General features: G+C 65.4%; 7 protein-coding genes and 1 pseudogene. 4 read left to right on the top strand and 4 right to left on the bottom strand.

Annotated features, from left to right (window positions below):
• Nucleotides 1-5 precede the first annotated feature (5 nt).
• Complete coding sequence (locus QTI05_RS08345) at nt 6-1157, bottom strand: DUF2827 domain-containing protein (RefSeq protein WP_286540816.1); 1152 nt, start codon at nt 1155-1157, stop codon at nt 6-8.
• Entirely contained in the window at nt 1154-2305 is a 1152-nt protein-coding gene (locus tag QTI05_RS08340; RefSeq protein WP_286540817.1) for a DUF2827 family protein, read from the bottom strand. Before QTI05_RS08340 ends, QTI05_RS08345 begins: the two co-directional genes overlap by 4 nt.
• Before the next feature lie 152 nt (nt 2306-2457).
• Between QTI05_RS08340 and QTI05_RS08335 the strand changes: the two genes are divergently transcribed.
• The 4 genes and pseudogenes from QTI05_RS08335 (at nt 2458) to QTI05_RS08325 (ending at nt 10779) form a co-directional block, all read left to right on the top strand.
• On the top strand, nt 2458-3594 hold the full coding sequence (locus tag QTI05_RS08335; protein ID WP_286540818.1) for a DUF2827 domain-containing protein: 1137 nt from the start codon (nt 2458-2460) through the stop codon (nt 3592-3594).
• A 305-nt stretch (nt 3595-3899) separates the two neighbouring features.
• Nucleotides 3900-6707, top strand: a pseudogene (locus tag QTI05_RS27920) (ESPR-type extended signal peptide-containing protein); the annotation flags it as partial.
• Between the two features lie 1551 nt (nt 6708-8258).
• Nucleotides 8259-9695 (top strand): YadA family autotransporter adhesin, encoded by a 1437-nt coding sequence (locus QTI05_RS27825; protein WP_353505954.1) that lies wholly within the window; start codon nt 8259-8261, stop codon nt 9693-9695.
• Between the two features lie 190 nt (nt 9696-9885).
• Nucleotides 9886-10779 carry an OmpA family protein gene (locus QTI05_RS08325; protein ID WP_286624641.1) on the top strand — a complete coding sequence of 298 codons (894 nt, stop codon included), beginning with the start codon at nt 9886-9888 and terminating at the stop codon, nt 10777-10779.
• Between the two features lie 150 nt (nt 10780-10929).
• Here QTI05_RS08325 and QTI05_RS08320 read toward each other — a convergent pair whose 3' ends face one another.
• Both QTI05_RS08320 and QTI05_RS08315 read right to left on the bottom strand, forming a co-directional pair.
• Nucleotides 10930-13065, bottom strand: a complete 2136-nt coding sequence (locus QTI05_RS08320) for a LamG-like jellyroll fold domain-containing protein (protein WP_286623859.1) — start codon at nt 13063-13065, stop codon at nt 10930-10932.
• A gap of 50 nt (nt 13066-13115) precedes the next feature.
• Nucleotides 13116-15371, bottom strand: a complete 2256-nt coding sequence (locus QTI05_RS08315) for a CHASE2 domain-containing protein (RefSeq protein ID WP_286624639.1) — start codon at nt 15369-15371, stop codon at nt 13116-13118.
• Nucleotides 15372-15407 lie beyond the last annotated feature (36 nt).

Here is a 15407-nt window from a genome sequence, read left to right as displayed (position 1 = left end):
GGTACTTATGCGTAAAGGTTTTCGATGGTGGCGGTGTAGGCGCGCACGTTGTCCTCGCCCTCGGGGTCGAGCGTGGCGATGAAGCGGCGAGCGCGCTCGCGGTAGGCCGGCAGGTTGGCATCGTGCTCGGCAAGGGCGCGCTGCAGGGCGCGGCCACCGTCCTCGCAGTCGAAGCCGTGGTAGCGGTAGCCGCAGTCGCCGATGAGGTGCGAGTTGTGGATCAGCGCGTAGCCGCCGTACAAGGCCTCGTAGTAGAGATAGTTCTGCGCGTTCTCCCAATGGTGCGCGAACACGGCGTCGATCCTGCCCGGCATCACCTGGTACATCGGAAAGCGCCCCTCGAAGGTGGCCAGCCCGTGCTGCACGATATCCAGGCTCTGGGCGAAGCCAATGAACAGCGGCTTGTCCTTCAGGTGGAAGCTGTTGTAGACCCAAACCTTCTCGATCAGCCGGGGCTGCGCGCGGTGCGCCGCCTCGCAGCCGAGCATCGGGATGAAGCTGGTCTTCACCATGCAGATGTTGGGCTCGAAGATGGCTACGCGCCACTGCTTGCGGCCGGGCTCGTAGGCAAAGGGCGGGCTCTGCGGCGCGCGGGCCATCGCGCGCTCCAGCACCATAGGGCTCCAGAGGTGCGGCATGAGCCGCACCGGCGCGCGGAAGGTGCTCTCGAAGTAGGGCTTGCACGACACCTCGTACTCGGGGATCGTCCAGACCTCGTCGTAAGGTGCGCCCGAGATCAGCAGGCCGTTCGGCTTGTCGAAGATCATGCGCTCGATGTCGATCACGTAGTCGTTGCCCACGCGCATCGAAACGATCTTGCCGCCGCGCTCGCGGAACGCCACGGACCACGGCATGGCCAGCTGGGCGCTCATCTCGATCATGAGGTCGAGTTCTTGCGCGGCCGTGGCCATGTCGATGACGGGCACAGGCGAATCGGCGAGAAAGTTGGTGGCATCTGCAGGGCCGCCGTCGCCGCCGCCGGCCACCAGCACGGCGCTTTCCACGCGCGGCGAACGCAGCAGCAGCATCACGAGGAACAGGCAGTTCTGGTACACGCCGTTTTCCCAGAGGCTCTGCTCGCCCTTGCGGATGAAGATGGAAACGCCGACCTTCAGCTTCACCGGCATGGCGGTCTTTTTCTGTTGCGCTCCGCTCATGCGGCCGCCCTCATGCCGTCGGCCCGGAATGCGGCATTGCCACCCACCAGGTGCAGCAGGCGCTGCGCATAGCCGTCGACGTTCGCGGGGTTGAGCGGGTCGACCGACTCCAGAACCCGCAAGGAGCGGGCGCGGTAGTCGCCCTGCTGCTGGTCGTGGTCGCGCACGGCTTGCAGCAACTGCGCCGCGCCCGCGGCGATGTCGAAGTCGGGGTAGTAGTAGCCCGCATCGCGCAGCCAGGGCGAGTTGTGCACCAGCGGGTAGTTGCCGTAGAGCGCATCGAGGTAGCTGTAGTTCTGGTCGTTCTGCCACTGGTGCGACACCACCGCGTCGGCGAACTGCACCATGAAGCCCGCGAAGTCGTGCCGGCCATGGAACACCGCCTTGTGCTGGCGCACGATGTCGAGCGAGTTCGCCAGGTAGAGCATGGTCGGGTGATCCTTGATGTGCAGGGTGTTGAGCACCTGCATGGAGGTGACGGCGGCCGGGTTGGCGCGGTAGGCTCCGTCGCAGATCAGCATGGGCACGCTGCTCGACTTCACCACCGAGATGTTGGGCTCGAAGATCGCCACGCGGAAGCCCGGCTGCTCCGCCGTGCGTCGCGTGTAGCCGAAACGATGGCCCGCGGCCTCGACCTCCGCGGCGCGCTGGGCCAGGAAATACGGCGACCACAGGTAAGGCACCTCGAACACCGGGCGGCGGTGCAGGGTGCGCATCATGGGCGTGAACACCGCGTCCTTGGGCAGCAGCCACACCTCGTCGCAGCGGTCGGGCTTGCTGAAGTGGCCCTTGCCGGTGAACACGATCGGCTCGGCCAGCGCCACGAAAGGCTGGCCCACGCAATGAAAAACGACGCGGCCGCCGCGCGCGCGGAAGTAAGAGAGCCATTGCACATCGAGCGCGCCCGCCATCTCGATGACCACGTCCAGCGCATCGGTCAGCTCGTGTGCCCGCCCGAAGGCCAGGCCCATGGCGGCCAGATCCACCTGAGGCGGCATGTTCGGCTGGTCGCCGGCATCGATCAGCGTTACCGATTCGACGAACTCGATGCGTTGCAGCAGCCGGGCCAGAAACAGGACGTTCTGCCCCATCCCGTTTTCCCAGATGTTCTGCTCGGCGTGAGTAAGGATTGAAATACCAATTCGCATGGGCTCAAGGTGTACCAAAAAAAACGACCCGGCCGCGGCCGATGCTGTGGCTTATTTCCTTCTTTTGCTTTCCATCGATGCGGGCGGCCACACCCTATGATGCGGGCGACCAAAATCATTGCGACGTTTAACTATTTTTAACAATCAAGGCAATGGCGACTAATACAAGCCTCCGAGTAGGAATCACCATCGGCCTGCACCACGAAGCCGAAACCCTCTGGAACAACGGCATCAAGCAAAACGCCGTGTTCCTGGCGGAAGCCCTGAAGCACTGCCCGGCCGTGGCCTCGGTGGTACTGGTCAACACCACGGCCATCCCGATCACGCCGGCCCTGCCCTGGGACCAGACACGCTGGCCCACGGTTCCTTTCGAGAGCGCCAAGGACAGCGTCGACGTTCTCATCGAGCTTGGCGGCCAGATCGGCCCGGAGCAGACCGACTATCTCAAGCGCCGCGGCACGCGGCTCGTGTCTTACTGCTGCGGCTGCGAATACGTGAGCGCCATGGAGTCCATGCTGTTCAACAAGCCGCTCTGGGGGCAGAACCTGTTCGTGAACCGGCGCTACGACGACATCTGGATGGTTCCGCAGGTGGCAAATATCAGCCAACCCTACTTCGAAGTGCTGCGCCGGGCCGAGGCGCGCCCCGTGCCTTTCGTCTGGAGCCCGGTGTTTCTGGACGAACGCACGCGCGACCTGCCCCATGCCGGCATCTACCACCCGCACGCCGGCCCCCGCCGGCTCAGCGTGATGGAGCCCAACATCAACGTCGTCAAGTTCTGCCTCTACCCGGTCTTCATTGCCGAGTTGGCCTACCGCACGCGGCCTGAAGCCATCGCTCAGCTGCAGGTTACCAACGCTGAACGGCCCGCCAAGGAGAGCATGGAGTTCATCACGCTGATGAACCAGCTCGACCTCATCCGCGACCACAAGGCGGTGTTTCTCGGCCGGCACGAAACGCCCGTCTTCCTGGCGCAGAACACCGACATCGTGGTCTCGCACCAGTGGGAGAACCCGCTCAACTACTTCTATCTGGAAACCTGCTGGCAGGGCTATGCGCTGGTACACAACGCGCACCTGTGCGCGGATCTTGGCTACTACTACCCGGGGAACGACGTGGCCGGCGGCAGCGCCCGCCTGCTCGAGGCCATCGACACGCACGACGCCCAGGCCGAGGCCTACCGGGAGCGCCAGCGCGGCCTGATCGGCCGCTACCTCCCCGGCAACGCCGCAGCCACCGAGGCTTACAACACCCTGTTGCTCGGCCTGATGCAGCGCACCGCGCTATAGGAAAACAGATCAGCGCTGCGCGGCCAGTTCCTGGCCAGCCCGCAGCGCACAGGCACCACAGCTTCTGGGAGAAATCTGTGAAGTAGTGCCGCCTTCAGGGCCCTTGTTGCGGTCCAAATCTGATCAATTCTCGCGAATTCCTCACTCGCCGAGAGGGCCCCTTCACCATCCGCTCCGTCTGTCGACGAAGTGTTACGCGCATCAATGATGCCGACATTTTTGTTGCGCGATGTGGGCAATGGGGAAGGCGCGAAAACGCGTTCACCGGCGCTCCGATTAACGGTACAGCCCAAGAGGAGAAGACGGTGAACAAGGTATATCGATCAATTTGGAACACGACGCTCGGCACATTCGTGGCCGCCCCGGAAACGGCGAAGGCGGCTGGCAAGAAGGCCGGCTCTTCGGTGAACGTCGTGGAGGGTGGCGCGCTCGGCGATGGTTCGGGCCTTGGGCTTTCGGCTGGGGGTGGGGCGGGGCGCTTCGCCCTTACGGTGCTTGCGGCGGGCATGTTCCTTGGCGGTGGCGTGCTTGCTCCGCGCGATGCAATGGCCGATTCGTCGAGCATCGTCATTGGCGGCGGAACCCAAACCAACGTCACCACCGGTTGCGAAGCTGCAGCCAACCCGGCCTCTGCCCTCGCCATCGGGTGCCTGGCAGGCGCTTCTGCCGAAAGTGCAACCGCGTTGGGTGTGGTTGCTACGGCCCAGGCATTTCGTGCGACGGCCATCGGTGCCTTTGCGACTGTGATGCCTGACAGTGAGCAAGGACTTGCCATCGGGTACAACGCCGTTGCACGCGGCGGCATCAACGCAAATGCCATCGGTACGCAAACGAGGGCGAGTGCGGACAATGCAACGGCAGTCGGGTCGAACGCCAGCGCCCTCGGCGTGGAGTCTGTTGCGGTAGGTTTCTTTGCTACTGCGGCCTTCAACGATTCGGTGGCGATCGGACACCTTGCGAGAGTGGACAGCAACTCTGGCATCGCCATCGGCGATCAGAGCTACTCGGGTGGCCAGACGGGTATCGCGCTCGGCTATCAGGCTAGGGCAATTGGCCAGGACACCGTTGCCATTGGCAGGACCCTAACGGTGAACGGAAACTATGCGGTCGGGATCGGCTCCGGCGTGGATGCAAACACGGATAGCGTCGCAATCGGCCACACCGCCATTGCCGGCGGTGTCAGCTCCACCGCGATTGGTGCTTCTGCCAGGGCAGCCGGCGGGAACGATTCCGCCTTCGGCACTGGGGCTACGGCAACTGGCGGCAATAGCGCTGCCTTTGGCGTTAGCGCAAGAGCCACTGGTGTTTCGTCCGTTGCCGTCGGCGACAACTCAGTTGCTTCCTCACTGGAATCTGTAGCCATCGGTGCGCACGCGCAGGCTAATGGCGGCAAGTCCGTATCCATCGGTTCGCGCAATACCGCCTATGGCAATGGTGCCGTGTCGATTGGTGACCCGAGCTTTTCGAGCGGTACGGGCGCCTTCACCGGTGGTGCCGACAACATCGCCAACAGCGACGGCACGGCCACCGCCACTGCGGCCAACATGGCCAATGGCGCGGTCGCCATCGGTAACAACAACAAGGCCATCGGCCAGGGCTCAGTGGCTCTGGGTAACGGCAGCACGGCCGGGGCAGCGGGCATTGCGGGCAACGTAGCCATCGGCGACGGGGCTACTGCCGCGGCCAGCGCAGGCGATGTGGCGCTGGGCTCGGGCTCCACCACGGCGGCCGCTGTGGGAACGGCCGGCGCGACGATCAATGGCAAAGCCTACACCTTCGCCGGCGCGGCACCTGCCAGCACCGTCAGCGTCGGCTCGGCGGGCGCCGAACGCACCATCACCAACGTGGCGGCAGGCCAGCTCAGCGGCACCAGCACCGACGCAGTCAATGGCTCGCAACTCTTCGCGACCAACAGCGCCATCAACAGCCTGACAGCCAGCGCCACGCACTATGTCAGTGTGAACGACGGCGGCACGACAGGCGCCAACTTCGCCAACGACGGGGCGGCGGGCAAAAACTCCATTGCGGTTGGCGTGGGTGCCAGCACCACGGCGGCGGCCACCGATGGCGTGGCCATCGGCAGCGCGGCCACGGCCAGCGCGACCACTGCGATCGCGCTTGGCTCGAGTGCGCAGGCTACGGCCGGCAACGCCACGGCCCTGGGGACCAACGCGGGCGCCAGCGGGGGCTCCAGCGTGGCCATCGGCAATACGGCGGCCGCGAGCGGCACGCAGGCAACGGCTGTGGGCTCGTTCTCCAGCGCTTCGGGGGACAACGCGGTCGCGCTGGGTACTTTCGCGGATGCCTCCGGGAAAGACTCTTTTGCCGTTGGAGGCCTTTCGGTGGCGAGCGGGACCTCCGCCATCGCCATCGGATCGGGCGCGCAGGCAACCAACGCGGGCGATGTGGCACTGGGCTCGGGCTCCACCACGGCGGCCGCTGTGGGAACGGCCGGCGCGACGATCGGTGGCACCGCCTACACCTTCGCCGGCGCGGCACCTGCCAGCACCGTCAGCGTCGGCTCGGCGGGCGCCGAACGCACCATCACCAACGTGGCAGCAGGCCGGATCAACGGCACCAGCACCGACGCGATCAACGGCAGCCAGCTCTTTGCCACCAACACGGCGATCGAGACGCTCTCGACTTCAACGTCCACGGGCATCACTTCGCTGTCAACAGGATTGAGTACGTCAGGCAGTGCAATTGCATCGCTGTCGACCGGTTTGTCGACCACCGGCAGCAACCTGGCCTCTTTGTCGACTTCGACCTCGACCACGGCCAGTTCGCTCTCGACCGGCTTGAGCACGACCGACAGCACCGTGGCCAGCTTGTCGACCTCGACGTCCACGGGCTTGAGCACGGCGACCAGCGGCATCACCAGCCTGTCGACGGGCCTGAGCACGACCAACAGCACCGTGACCTCGTTGTCGACTTCGACGTCGACCGGCATTGCTTCGCTGTCGACGGGTCTTTCCAATGCGGTCATGTATGACAACGCAGGCCACACGTCTGTGACGCTGGGCGGCGTGGGTGCAACAACGCCAGTGGTCCTTACCAATGTCGCCGCGGGCGTGAATCCCACGGACGCGGTGAACTTCAGCCAGTTGACGTCGCTGTCGACTTCGGCCTCGACCGGCATCACTTCGCTTTCGACCGGCCTCAGCACCACCGACAGCACCGTTGCAAGCCTGTCCACCACGGTGAGTTCGTCGACGAGCGGTCTCTCGAGTCTGTCGACTGCGTTGAGCACGACCGACAGCACCGTTGCGAGCCTGTCGACTTCGACCTCCACCGGCCTGAGCACGGCAACCAGCGGCATCGCGAGCCTGTCGACTGGCTTGAGCACCACCGACAGCACCGTTGCCAGCTTGTCGACCTCGACGTCCACCGGTCTGAGCACTGCGACCAGCAGCATCGCCAGCCTGTCGACTTCGACCTCAACCGGCATCAGCAGCCTGTCCACAGGCCTGAGCACGACGGACAGCACCGTGGCCAGCCTGTCGACTTCGACATCCACGGGTCTGAGCACCGCAACCAGCGGCATCGCCAGCTTGTCGACCTCGACCTCAACCGGCATCGCGAGCCTATCGACGAGCTTGAGCACCACGGACAGCACCGTTGCAAGCCTGTCGACTTCGACTTCCACCGGCCTGAGCACGGCAACCAGCAGCGTCGCCAGCCTGTCGACTTCGACCTCGACCGGCATCAGCAGCCTGTCGACCGGCTTGAGCACGACTGACAGCACGGTTGCAAGCCTGTCGACTTCGACCTCCACGGGTCTGAGCACGACAACCAGCGGCATCGCCAGCCTGTCGACCGGCCTGAGCACGACCGACAGCACCGTGGCCAGCTTGTCGACCTCGACCTCGACCGGCATCGGCAGCCTGTCGACCGGCTTGAGCACGACGGACAGCACTGTTGCAAGCCTGTCGACTTCGACCTCCACGGGTCTGAGCACGACAACCAGCGGCATCGCCAGCTTGTCGACGGGCCTGAGCACGACCGACAGCACCGTGGCCAGCCTGTCGACCTCGACCTCGACCGGCATCAGCAGCCTGTCGACTGGCTTGAGCACAGCCACCAGTGGCATCGCGAGCCTGTCGACCGGCCTGAGCACGACTGACAGCACTGTTGCAAGCCTGTCGACCTCGACCTCGACCGGCATCAACAGCCTGTCGACTGGCTTGAGCACAGCCACCAGCGGCGTCGCCAGCCTGTCGACCGGCTTGAGCACGACCGACAGCACTGTTGCCAGCCTGTCGACTTCGACCTCCACGGGTCTGAGCACGGCAACGAGCGGCATCGCCAGTCTGTCCACGGGCCTGAGCACAACCGACAGCACTGTGGCGAGCCTGTCGACCTCGACCTCGACCGGCCTGAGCACTGCCACTAGCGGCATCGCCAGCCTGTCGACTGGCCTGAGCACGACGGACAGCACCGTTGCAAGCCTGTCGACTTCGACCTCCACGGGTCTGAGCACGGCAACCAGCGGCATCGCCAGCTTGTCGACGGGCCTGAGCACGACCGATAGCACCGTTGCCAGCCTGTCGACCTCGACCTCGACCGGCATCAGCAGCCTGTCAACGGGCCTGAGCACGACCGACAGCAATCTTGCCAGTCTGTCGACTTCGACTTCGACCGGCATCAGCAGCCTGTCGACCGGCTTGAGCACGACTGACAGCACGGTTGCCAGCCTGTCGACTTCGACCTCCACGGGTCTGAGCACGGCGACCAGCGGCATCGCCAGCCTGTCCACGGGCCTGAGCACGACCGACAGCAATCTCGCCAGTCTGTCGACTTCGACCTCCACGGGTCTGAGCACGGCAACCAGTGGCATCGCCAGTTTGTCCACGGGCCTGACTTCGCTCTCGACGTCGACCTCGACCGGGATCAGCAGTCTCTCGACCGGCGTTGCTTCGCTGTCCACCGGCCTGAGCACCACCAACAGCAACCTGGACAGCGTCGGGACTGGCGCAGCCGCAGCATTGGGTGGCGGCGCTTCCTACAACCCGACGACGGGCACCTGGACGGCTCCTTCGTACACCATCAACAATGCCAACGGCACGGTCAGCACCGTGAACAACGTGGGCGATGCGTTGACCGGTGTCTACACGCAGGGCACCAGGTACTTCCACGCCAACTCGACCCTGCCGGATTCGATCGCGAGCGGTGCCAACTCGGTCGCGATCGGGCCGAACGCAGTGGCAAGTGGTGACAGCGCGATCGCCGTGGGCCTTGGCGCCCAGGCGACCGGAACGAACGCCGTTGCCATCGGTACCGGTGCGCTTGCCACGGGTTCCGTGGCCCTCGGCGCCAGCTCCCGCGCCGGGGGCGGGGGCACGGCGGTCGGCGACTTCGCCGACGCAGGCGGTACGCCGCTGAGTGCCGCACCGACGATCTCGCGAGGCACTGCGATCGGCTACGGCGCCATCGTCCAGCAAACCGGTGGTGTCGCGCTGGGAACCGGATCCGTCGCCAACAGGGCTGCGGGCACGGTCACCGAGGCGTACACCGGCGTGTCGGTCAACGCGCAGGCGGCGGTGTCGGTCGGCAGTGCAGGCAACGAGCGCCAGATCACCAACGTGGCCGGCGGCACGCAGGCCACCGACGCGGTGAATCTGCGGCAGTTGCAGGCGGCCAGTGCTGCTTCGGTGCAGTACGCCACCAATCCGGATGGCAGCGTCAACTACAACCAGGTCACTCTGGGGAATGGCCAGGCGCCCAACGGTACGGTGATCTCGAACGTGGCACCTGGGGTGAAGGGCACCGACGCGGTCAACGTGAACCAGTTGAACAGCGGTGTCGCCGCGGCCACTGCCTATACCGACTCGCGAGTCAACGGCTTGCAGACCAGCATCAACGACGTGGCCAAGAAGTCGTATGCGGGGGTTGCGTCGGCGATGGCAATGGAAAGCGCGCCGTACATCCCGGGCAAGCTGACCTATGCCGCAGGGCTGGGCTACTACCAGTCCCAGAGTGCCGTCGGCGTTTCGTTGCGGCGCACGTCGGACAACGGCCGCTGGAGTGTCACGGGCGGTGCCTCGGTGAGTCCGGCAGGCGGCGTTGCGGTGCGAGCGGGGATTTCGGGTGTTTGGGATTGATGGGGCGCCTGGAGAAATCATGCAAAGCACCATGCACTTCACTCGCCGCAGCCTCGCCGCTGCCGTGTCGGCCCAAGGCGCGCCTGGCTCGCCTGCGGAGCCGACATCGTTCCCCGCGCTCGAAAGCTTCCCCTTCGGGGGGCGCCGGGCGCACGTTCAACCAATTCGCGGAGTTTCGATCTTGAAAAAAATGATTCAACAGCGGGCAAAACCCCTCGTGCCGATGCTGCAGTTCGTGCCGCTGGCGGTCGTGGCTGCTTTTTTGCTCACGCTCGGCGGCTGTGCCGGCTCGGCGGCGGTCGCGCCGCAGGCCGGAATGATCAAGGAAGATTCGCCGCCGCCCCGTGCGGAGGATTTTCCCAAGCGCGACGCCGTGAAGTGGAAGGAGGGCGCGTTCCCGAGTACCGAGGCGCTGCGCACCATGCGTACCGGTATGGGCAAGGACGAGGTGCGCGCGCTGCTCGGATCGCCTCACTTCAGCGAGGGCATCGCCGGAGTGCGCGAGTGGAACTACTTCTTCCACTTTCACACCGGCAAGGGCCCGGAGTTCACCACCTGCCAGTACATGGTGCGCTTCAACCGCGACATGCTGACCAACGGCATGTATTGGAAGGAGCCCGATTGCGCGATGCTGGTTGATCCGCCGCAGGTCAAGCCGATTCCGGCAGTGGTCACGCCGTCGCCTGCACCTGCGCCGGCGCAGAAGGTGACGCTGGGCGCCGACGGGCTGTTCCGCTTCGATGGTGGCTCCCTTGCCGACCTGCAGCCCGCAGGGCGCGCGAAGATCGAGCAGCTGGCCGCGGAGATCAAGCGCAGTTTCCGCAAGCTGAACTACGTCGCGGTGACGGGCCATACCGACCGGCTGGGCTCCGAAAGCTACAACGAGAAGCTCTCGCTCGCTCGTGCCAATACCGTAGCTGATTTGCTGGCGCAAGGAGGGGTTCCAAAGGGGGTGATCCGTACCGCAGGCACGGGCGAGCGACAGCCGCTCGCGCAATGTCCAGGCGCCGCGAAGACGCCCGCACTGGTGGCTTGCCTGCAGCCCAATCGTCGCGTGGAGATCGAGGTGAGCGGGGATCGGTAAAGCCCCGACCCGCTAGCGATCGAGGGGAGCGTTTCGCAGCGCCCCCTCCCTTCAAGATCATGAACCTGTACGGCCTGGCGGCTGTACAGGTTTTTTGGCTTTTCCCGGCACGCTCGGGCAGCTCGAGTCGGCAGATGGGTCTCTGCCTGCCTAGACCAGTGCCGCGATCTCCGCCGCGCTCAGCGCGCCGCTGTAGAGCCGGAAGTCGTCCAGCCGCCCCGGCAGTGTCGGATCCGCCGCGAACTGGGAGCGCCCGAGCCAGTTCTGCGTGGTCTCGCCGAGATGGAAGGGCGCCAGTGTCATCTGCGTGTTGGTGCCGACCGCGATGCCGTCGACGTACAGCGTGCCGAGGCTGTCCGACAAGGTCACCGCCACATGCACCCAGCGGCCGGTAGGCAGTGCCGCGTTGCCGTCGATCACCTGCTCGTTGTAGCCGTGGACCGTGGAGATCGCATAGCGGACCGTGCCGGCATTGCTGCGCGGCGTCAGCATCATGTAGCGGCGCGGGCCGGAGCCGAAGTCGAACACGCGCGACCATGTGGCGGCGCTGTCCAGGAACACGCGGGCTGCGATCGTGAAGTCGGCAAGATCCTTTGCCAGACCGGTCGCGAGCGTGGCGTGGCCGTTGCCGCCGTCGTCGGTCTTCTTCTGCAGCAGCAGCTCGGGTTTGATCGCCACCCTCGCTTCGGTCGAGGGCGCGCTCTCGCCTGCCGCGTTCACGCCGACGACCGCGTAGTAGTACACGGCACCGGCAACGGCGGTGCTGTCCGTGAAAGTCAGCGTGTCGGTGATACCGGCGACGAGCGTGGCGTAGGGGCCGCCCGCGTTGTCGCCACGCTTGACCGTGTAGCTCAGTGCGTCGGTGCAGCCCCACCACGACAGCAACACCTGCGGCCCGCGCAGCCGCGCCGTGAGGCTGCTCGGGCGCAAAGGCGTTGCGAGCGGATCACGCGTGAAAGTCAGCGTGCCGAAGCCCAGCTGGTCGCCGTTGCCGCCGTCCCCCTCGGGGCGCATTTGCGCGACTTGCAGGGCGGTGTAGGGCGTCGCGATGCCGAGGCGATTGGCATAGTGGTTGTGCACGCTCTCCCAGATCCCACGCCGGTGGCCCTGGCCGGCGCTAGACAGCACCGACTGCGTGCCCTGCCTGTTGATGTTGGTGAAGAAGGGCACCGTGTAAAAGGCGCCGGAGCCATCTAGAAGGTTGGACTTCGCCACGTACTCGGCGCCGGCCAGAAAGCGGTTGTTTTCGTAGCCGTAGACGTCGTCGCCCTGGTTCCATGCCATTTCGCAGAACGCGCCCGCGAGACCGATGCCGAGCGTGCAATGCCCCTGGTCGCGCCCGCTCTCCTGCCATTGGCCGAGGTAACCGGGATGCACGTGATAGACCGCCTGCAGGCCCGCGCCGTTGCCCTGGCCGGTCTTGTAGTAGCCGAGCGCCTCGTCATAGATGTCCTGCCGGTCGCACAGCACGCCGATGGCCAGCATCGAGGCCAGCGCGCACTGGTCCCAGTTGGCCCAGTAGTTGGTGATGACCGAGCCGTTGTGGTTGACCAGGAAGCTGTGGTTGAGCGGGTAGAACACGGTCAGCATCATGTTCTGGAAGCGCGCCAGATCGCCTGCCGCCCAGCCGGTGTAGGAGCGCATGATCTCGGCCGCATTGGCGAACTGGTAGCCATAGATGCCCGCCGCCAGGAAGCGGTCCGCATTGCCGTTGATGGCAGTCAGCGTGGAAGACCACGCGTTCAGGAACACCACCGCCAGGTCGGCGTAGCGCGTGTCTTGCGAGACTTTCCAGCGCAGCGCCAGTTGGTAGGCGCGCGCGATGTCGATGTACATCTGGGCGAAGTTCGAGTCGTCGCCGCCGCGGATCACGGTGGCCAGCGGACGCGGGCTGGCGCCGAGCTGCGCGCGGCCGTTGGATGTCAATGCGGTCCAGCCGCTCAGCCAGGGCTGCGCGCCGGCGCCCACTTTCACGCGCATGCGCTCGAAATCAGCCTCGCTGTGCAGCAGGCCGGGGTGCGTGAACTTGCGCGCTTGCGTCGTTGAACTCGCAACGGGTTCGGTCGATGCAACGATTTCGGTAGAAGCGCCTGTCGCGACTGCCCCGCCAGACGAAGCCGCCGCACCCTGCGTGGCGCCGAGCGCGCTTGGGCTCCCGAATCCGTCAACGCCGCCGCCGCCATTGCCCCCGCAACCTGCGGCTCCCAACGCTGCCAAGCTCACCGCGCCCATGCAGAAGGTACGGCGGGCCAGTCGCGTGCTGTTTTCGTTGTCTTGGGAATGCATGATCGAGCAGGATATGTGAGGTTTTGTTACAGCAACATTTATGCCTGTGGCTAGCACGCGTCGGCCACGATGTCTCGTGGCAGAACGAGCTGAAACGTGGCGCCTCGTCCGGCCGTGCTTTCAAGCAAAACCTTGCCGCCGTGGCGCACGGCAACCGTTTTGACGAAGGCCAGGCCAAGCCCGGCGCCATCGGTGCGAGTCATCGAGGCGCCTTTCAGGAAGGGCTCGAAAACCGCGGCTTGCTGATCCTCCGCGATGCCCGGCCCTTCATCCTCCACCCGGAGGGCCCAGCCATCGGCATGCGGCTCGACGGCGCAGGTGACCGTGGAACCCTCGGGCGCGTATTTGAGTGCGTTGCCCAGCAGGTTGTCGAGCGCGCGGCCCACCAGCTCGCGATCCACATGGCTCAGCGCTTCCTGCGGCCCGGGCGCAAGCGTCACCTCGATCTTGTTGCGCTGGCGCGTTTCCCACGCATCGTCGATGCATTCGCGCAGCATGTCCGCCAGGCAGCAGGGCTCGAAGCGATAGTGTTGAGACCGGGCCCGCGCCAATTGAATGAAGCCATCCGACAACGCCAGCGCCTTGCGCGCATGCCGTTCGATCCGGTCATGGAATTGCTGCGGCGTCATCGCCGTTGGATCATGCCGATCGAGCGCCAGCAGCGTGAGGATGGATGTATGTGGCGCACGAATGTCGTGGCTGAGAAAGTGCATGGCATCGTCCCGCTGGCGCTGGAGCTCGCGCATTTCGGTGACGTCGACGATGCTCACGATCCAGCCCGTATGCTGCCCGTCGGCGCTGAACGAAGGCGCCTGCTTGACCAGCAGGTCGCGGCCCGGAATGTCCCGTGCGGCTGTTGCACGTGAAGCAGGGGCCTGGGCCAGCGACTCCGGCGTAACGACAAGTTGATGATGGTCGTCATTCGAGCGCACGTAGCGCATCAGATCGACCACCGATGCATCGCCTGACCAATCGCCGCCCGGCACATTGAAGTAGCGTGTTGCGGCGGCATTGGCCAGCAACAACTTGCCCGACCGGTCGCACACCAGCGTCGCATCGGGCAGGTTGTCCAGGCTGTCGCTCACAAACCGGTGCAGGTCGCGCAGTTGCCAGGTGGTCTTCTCCAGTGCCTTGATGCGCCGGTCCAGAAAATCCCCCGAGGAACGTTTCCCACCCGAGGGCGCCTGACCCAGGTTGGCACTCGCACGCAAATGGGTCGAGGCCTCGATCAGGTAGCGCGAGGCTGCGCTCAACCTTCCCCAGCCCCATAGCGCATACGCGATGCCCAGGCCCAGCATTCCCGCTAGCGGCGCAAACTGCTGGTGCAGCATCGCGCCGCCGACGAAGGTGGCCAGCCACAGCCACAGGGCCAGCGCGCCAGTGAGCAGCAGCGCCGCCAGGGGCCCGACCAAGGTCATGCCAATCAATGCCAGCAACACCACCAGTGCGTTCAGGCCCGCGTTCAGCCACGTCGGCGTCGGTGTCACCTCATAGCGGCGCAACAGACTGTCGAGCACGTTGGCCGTGATCTCGATGCCCGGCATCAGTTGCTCCTGGCTCGCGACCGGCGTCGCGTACTGGCTGCCCAGCCCTGCGGCCGTGGTACCCACCAGAACGTACTTGCCCCGGAACGTGCCGGCCGGCACTTCGCCCTTGAGCGCATCGACGTACGAGATCCGCGGGAAATGGCCACTGGGGCCCGCGAAAGGCAGCACCATCTTGTGCGAGCGCCGCCAATCGAGCCATTCGCTGGAGGGCGGGGTAGGGATCAGTTTCTCGTCGTCCGGATTGCCGGGAACATCCGCAATAGAACGATCCGGTTCCCCGATGCGGAGCATCGCGAGGCTGAAGTGATCTTGCTGGGCACCGCGCGGGCCTTCGCGCAAGTACACGTTGCGCGCGATGCCGTCGTTGTCCACCGACAGGTGGTCGAAGCCCAGGCGATTCGCAGCGGCAGCGAGCGACACGGTGGGCGCCATCGTCATCGGGCTGCCGCCATGGTTGTGCATCATCATCGGCAACACCACCTTGCCGCTTCGCTCCAGCGCAGACGCCAGTGCGGCGTCGTCGTCGGGGTGTTGTATGTCTTCTTCCGTCAGCAGAAGGTCAAGGCCAATAGCGCGCGGCCCATCCTGCGTGATTCGGTCGATCAACTGAGCATGCAGCTTCCGGCGCCAGGGCCAGCGCCCGAGCGCGGCCATGCTTTTCTCGTCGATGGCGACGATGACCACGTCGCTGTCGCGCACATCCCGGCCCTGCGCTGCCACGATCGCGTCCTGCACCAGACGGTTGGGCTGGCGCAACATGCCGGACACATCCATGCCGACGACCAGCGCCAGGGC

Origin of the sequence: Variovorax fucosicus (assembly GCF_030316825.1) — a bacterium.
Lineage (GTDB): Bacteria > Pseudomonadota > Gammaproteobacteria > Burkholderiales > Burkholderiaceae_C > Variovorax > Variovorax fucosicus.
This window is presented reverse-complemented; position numbering and strand designations above follow the sequence as displayed.

Coding starts and splice junctions, on each gene's coding strand:
- QTI05_RS08325 (WP_286624641.1), top strand. CDS start 9,886: ATGATTCAACAGCGGGCAAAACCCCTCGTGCCGATGCTGCAGTTCGTG.
- QTI05_RS08335 (WP_286540818.1), top strand. CDS start 2,458: ATGGCGACTAATACAAGCCTCCGAGTAGGAATCACCATCGGCCTGCAC.
- QTI05_RS08320 (WP_286623859.1), bottom strand. CDS start 13,065: ATGCATTCCCAAGACAACGAAAACAGCACGCGACTGGCCCGCCGTACC.
- QTI05_RS08345 (WP_286540816.1), bottom strand. CDS start 1,157: ATGAGCGGAGCGCAACAGAAAAAGACCGCCATGCCGGTGAAGCTGAAG.
- QTI05_RS08340 (WP_286540817.1), bottom strand. CDS start 2,305: ATGCGAATTGGTATTTCAATCCTTACTCACGCCGAGCAGAACATCTGG.
- QTI05_RS08315 (WP_286624639.1), bottom strand. CDS start 15,371: ATGTTGCGCCAGCCCAACCGTCTGGTGCAGGACGCGATCGTGGCAGCG.